The sequence below is a fragment of the Bacillus sp. JJ864 genome, assembly GCF_036963045.1.
In the GTDB taxonomy this organism is placed as follows: Bacteria; Bacillota; Bacilli; order Bacillales; family Bacillaceae_G; genus Bacillus_A; species Bacillus_A pseudomycoides_C.
This window is the reverse complement of sequence record NZ_JBALLY010000001.1, coordinates 1,983-6,076: the sequence shown is the minus strand read 5'-3', so window position 1 is coordinate 6,076 and position 4,094 is coordinate 1,983. Positions and strand designations below refer to the sequence as shown.

The window sequence follows — 4,094 nt, the reverse complement described above, 5'->3', positions numbered from 1 at the left end:
CATGATGCTGTTTAGAAGTGATAATAGCGGTTTCCATGATCTTATAGTAAAAACAAAAGTTATGAGTGTCGTATAGGGAAAGAGAGGCAGCCGCTTCTCTTTTTTTATTAATAAAAATTTCTACTAAGTATAAATTTTTACAAAATTCGATATTTTTAATTGGTATAATAGAATTTATATAGGACAGGCATCTCCTATATAGTACCCTCCATATTGATGGCGCGTCACGGAAAGGCGCGCTTTTTTTAATTCAAGCAGACTGAAAATTAAGAAAATGATATATTAATAATAAAGAGTAATAAATTTACATTTTTGGGGGCGAAATGATGGGAGGAAGTTTATTATTTTGGGGAATTCTTATTTTTGTAGGTCTAGCTTTTGATCAGTATAATAGTAAGAAAAAAAAGAAAGTTCGAAAGTAAGCGATTACATCTTATATATCTATCTTTTCCTGCTTGCGGATGCTTTGAAAAAAGGAGTATACTGTGACGGTAAGACTAACCAGAAGGGGTAATGACGATGAAGCTAGCAGGAAAAATTGTCGTTGTAACAGGTGGTGGCATTGGTATTGGCCGTAGCACGGCTCTTTTGTTGGCAGGGCAAGGTGCCAAAGTAATTGTGACAGATATTGATGAGGAAAGCGGACAAGCAACAGTTGATGAAATTGTAGAATTAGGTGGAGATGCAATTTTTGTTACTCACGATATGGGTAAGCAAAGTGATTGGCGACATGTTTTAGAAGTTGCACTTGAAGTCTATAATAGAGTTGATATGTTGTTTAATAATGCTGGATTATATAAAATAGATCCCATATTTTCTCATGAAAAAGAGAACGATTCCACTACACTTTGCATAAATGACGTCTGGATAGAAATAAAGCAATTGACGTCATCTTTTATGAAACAGCAAGAAGAAATGATGTTAACAGATTTACCGATTTCTGGTGTTATAGGTGCAAGGCAACAATCATTTCATACAGCAGAAGTAGTATTATAATGGAAAACCGCCCATAAATATGGACGGTTTCTTTGTATTTAGCGAATGCGATTTTCGGTTTTCACATCAAAGAAGTGCGCTTTATTCATATCAAAAGCAAGCTGGATTTGATCACCGTTTGTAAACATATGTCGCGCATCAACACGTGCTGCAAAATCTTGATTTCCAAGTTTCATATATAAAATAGATTCTGCACCTAATAGTTCAGCAACATCGATTTTTGTTGTAAATGTTGTATCTTGTGAAGCTTCTAGAAATAAGAGTTCATCGTGAATATCTTCTGGACGAATTCCTAAAATAATTTCTTGGTTAATATAGCCTTGTTCACTCAGCAGTTTCATTTTTCCTTCAGATACTTTAATTTTTATCTTATTGTCTATTACAAAGTAATTTTCTGTTAACTGACCACGGAAAAAGTTCATTGCAGGAGAGCCAATAAATCCACCAACGAAAATATTTTCGGGTGTTTCATATACTTCTTTTGGTGTTCCAATCTGCTGTATTTTCCCATCTTTCATAACAACAAGGCGTGATGCCATTGTCATAGCTTCTGTTTGGTCATGTGTTACATAAATAGTTGTTGTTCCTAGTTTTTGATGAAGCTTAGAAATCTCTGATCGCATTGTTACACGTAATTTTGCATCAAGATTTGATAACGGTTCATCCATTAAGAAAACTTTTGCATCACGAACAATGGCACGTCCTAATGCAACACGTTGCCGTTGACCTCCAGATAATGCTTTTGGTTTTCGATTTAAATATTCTTCTAGTCCTAAAATACGGGCTGCATCTTTCACGCGGCGATCAATTTCTTCTTTTTGAATTTTACGAAGCTTTAAGCCGAATGCCATGTTATCATAAACACTCATATGCGGATAAAGTGCATAGTTTTGAAAGACCATTGCGATATCACGATCTTTTGGAGGAACATCATTCATTATTTTTCCATCAATTGAGAATTCACCTTTTGAAATATCTTCTAAACCAGCGACCATTCGTAATGTCGTTGATTTTCCGCACCCGGATGGACCAACAAACACGATAAATTCTTTATCTTGAATGTGTAAATTAAAGTCTGTTACTGCTGTTACATCGTTATCGTATATTTTATAAATATTTTCTAATTTTAATTCTGCCATGACTTTTCCTCCTAGCAAAAGTGTGCAAACGTTTTCTTTGGGTTTATTATATACGAATGCATAAAAAAAATAAACAAAAAAATTAAAACGTTTTCATATTTTTAAAGAAGTGTAGTTTAACTATTGTATATTTAGTGTTAATCGAGGAAAAGGTTATATTTTTTTGATGATAAAAAATGTAAGCCTGTTTTCATTTTTTTTTAAATCTGTTATCATTCAGTAATGAAAACGTTTGCGCCTGTTTTGCAATTAAATAATGAAATGGGGTAGCATGATGGAGAAACAGTGGTGGAAAGAATGTGTTGTATATCAAATTTATCCGCGTAGCTTTATGGATAGTAATGGTGATGGAATTGGTGATCTTCGTGGAATTATTTCAAAGCTTGATTATTTACAAGAACTAGGTATAGATGTAATTTGGTTATCACCAGTTTATGAATCTCCAAACGATGATAATGGCTATGATATTAGCGATTATCGTAAGATTATGGGTGAATTTGGGACGATGAATGATTGGGATGAATTGTTAAGTGAAATGCATAAACGTAATATGAAATTAATGATGGATTTAGTTGTTAATCATACTTCAGATGAACATCATTGGTTTGCTGAATCGCGGAAATCAAAAGATAATCCATATCGAGATTACTATATTTGGCGTAAAGGAAAAGATGGAAAAGAGCCGAATAATTGGGGAGCTGCTTTCAGTGGATCGGCTTGGCAGTATGATGAAACGACAGATGAATATTATTTACATTTATTTTCAAAAAAGCAACCGGATGTAAACTGGGACAATGAGCATGTGCGTAAAGAGATTTATGAGATGATGAAATTTTGGCTTGACAAGGGGATTGATGGCTTCCGTATGGATGTCATTAACTTTATTTCAAAAACAGAAGGGCTCCCAGCTGTTGATACCGAAACGGAAGGGTATGTATCAGGGCATCAGTACTTTATGAATGGGCCTAATATTCATACGTATTTACATGAAATGAATCAAGAAGTACTGTCTAAATATGACATTATGACAGTTGGTGAGATGCCGGGTGTAACAACGGAAGAAGCTAAACTGTATACAGCTGAAGAGCGCCAGGAATTACAGATGGTATTTCAATTTGAACATATGGATTTAGATTCTGGAGAGAATGGTAAATGGGATGTGCTTCCATGCTCACTCCTTACGCTAAAGCAAAATTTAACAAAGTGGCAAAAAGCATTGGAGCATAAAGGATGGAATAGTTTGTATTGGAATAATCATGATCAGCCGCGTGTTGTGTCTCGCTTTGGTAACGATAAATCTTATCGTATTCTGTCAGCGGAAATGTTAGCGACGGTACTTCATATGATGAAAGGGACTCCTTATATTTATCAAGGTGAAGAGATTGGAATGACAAATGTCCAATTTGCTTCAATTGATGAGTACCGCGATATTGAAACGCTGAATATGTACCGTGAAAAAGTAATGGAACATGGTGAAAATCATGAAAAAGTGATGCAATCTATTTATGCGAAAGGGCGCGATAATGCTCGGACACCGATGCAATGGGAAAACAGCGAACATGCGGGGTTTACGACAGGGAAGCCGTGGTTACAAGTAAATCCTAATTATAAAGCTATCAATGTAGAGCAGGCATTACGTGATCCGCAATCAATTTTTTATTACTATAAGAAATTGATTGAACTTCGTAAAAAGCATGAAATCATTGTATATGGTACATATGACTTGATTCTAGAAGATCATCCGTCTATTTTTGCTTATGTGAGAACATGGAAAGATGAGAAATTACTTGTTATTGCAAACTTTACTGAGGAATCATGTGTATTCGAGTTGCCAGAAGAGATAACGCATAGTAGTTCAGAGTTATTCATACACAATTATGATGTGCAGAGTGAATTAATTGAAAATATTGCTTTACAGCCTTATGAAACGAGGGTGTATAAACTGAAATGAGAAGATAT

At 34.8% G+C, this 4,094-nt stretch carries 4 protein-coding genes and 1 pseudogene; 4 read left to right on the top strand and 1 reads right to left on the bottom strand.

Going from position 1 to position 4,094, the window contains the following annotated elements; translation table 11 throughout:
• The 3 genes and pseudogenes from V7024_RS00030 to V7024_RS00020 all read left to right on the top strand — a co-directional run.
• Window positions 1-76 (top strand): annotated as a pseudogene (locus tag V7024_RS00030) (RDD family protein); the annotation flags it as partial.
• 247 nt (window positions 77-323) lie between these two features.
• A complete protein-coding gene (locus V7024_RS00025) occupies window positions 324-422 on the top strand; it encodes a flagellar motor protein (protein WP_335513923.1) in 99 nt (32 codons plus the stop codon).
• A gap of 97 nt (window positions 423-519) precedes the next feature.
• Window positions 520-996: an SDR family NAD(P)-dependent oxidoreductase gene (locus tag V7024_RS00020; protein WP_098918984.1), complete on the top strand. Its 477-nt coding sequence runs from the start codon at window positions 520-522 to the stop codon at window positions 994-996.
• A 38-nt stretch (window positions 997-1,034) separates the two neighbouring features.
• Here the strand turns inward: V7024_RS00020 and V7024_RS00015 are convergent, their stop codons facing one another.
• Window positions 1,035-2,135 carry an ABC transporter ATP-binding protein gene (locus tag V7024_RS00015; protein ID WP_335513919.1) on the bottom strand — a complete coding sequence of 367 codons (1,101 nt, stop codon included), beginning with the start codon at window positions 2,133-2,135 and terminating at the stop codon, window positions 1,035-1,037.
• Between the two features lie 274 nt (window positions 2,136-2,409).
• On the opposite strand from V7024_RS00015, the gene V7024_RS00010 reads away from it, so the two are divergent.
• Complete coding sequence (locus V7024_RS00010) at window positions 2,410-4,086, top strand: glycoside hydrolase family 13 protein (RefSeq protein WP_335513916.1); 1,677 nt, start codon at window positions 2,410-2,412, stop codon at window positions 4,084-4,086.
• The last annotated feature ends 8 nt before the right edge of the window (window positions 4,087-4,094 follow it).

What these genes read in the sequence shown, in the direction of transcription:
- V7024_RS00025 (WP_335513923.1), top strand. Translation starts at nt 324, where the DNA reads ATGATGGGAGGAAGTTTATTATTTTGGGGAATTCTTATTTTTGTAGGT.
- V7024_RS00020 (WP_098918984.1), top strand. Translation starts at nt 520, where the DNA reads ATGAAGCTAGCAGGAAAAATTGTCGTTGTAACAGGTGGTGGCATTGGT.
- V7024_RS00015 (WP_335513919.1), bottom strand. Translation starts at nt 2,135, where the DNA reads ATGGCAGAATTAAAATTAGAAAATATTTATAAAATATACGATAACGAT.
- V7024_RS00010 (WP_335513916.1), top strand. Translation starts at nt 2,410, where the DNA reads ATGGAGAAACAGTGGTGGAAAGAATGTGTTGTATATCAAATTTATCCG.